Source organism: Vibrio sp. OPT46 (genome assembly GCF_015163535.1).
GTDB classification, from domain to species: Bacteria; Pseudomonadota; Gammaproteobacteria; order Enterobacterales; family Vibrionaceae; genus Vibrio; species Vibrio alginolyticus.
This window is the reverse complement of sequence record NZ_JADDYG010000186.1, coordinates 1-351: the sequence shown is the minus strand read 5'-3', so window position 1 is coordinate 351 and position 351 is coordinate 1. Positions and strand designations below refer to the sequence as shown.

General features: G+C 39.0%; 1 protein-coding gene. It reads right to left on the bottom strand.

Features of this window, described 5'->3' with window-relative positions:
- On the bottom strand, nucleotides 1-98 hold a 98-nt coding region (locus IQR33_RS08680; RefSeq protein ID WP_193843634.1), incomplete at its 3' end, for an MOSC N-terminal beta barrel domain-containing protein.
- Nucleotides 99-351: the final 253 nt, after the last annotated feature.

Here is a 351-nt window from a genome sequence, read left to right as displayed (position 1 = left end):
CTCAATCCTTGCTTCTCAACCCATACGGACGACAGCGATAATCCGCCAACTGACTTAACCGGAAAAACATTAATTTGGGATAAAACGGGTTGCGACATTGCCTTCTTCCTACGGGTGTTTTTTATTTGTTGCGGTATTGTATACTCAAATCACATTAAGTTGCAGAGTCTACTGCCTCTTCATCCATCGCAACTTTCTCGAAACCATATTCTTATAAATTTGGTTTTAGTGACAAGTATTTACTACACTCAACATTCGCGTTTTTTAACACCGTTCTGACCAAATACCGTTTGATAAAGTGTGATACGACACACATAATTCACCCAAGTTATCACTACTCCCATTTATCGA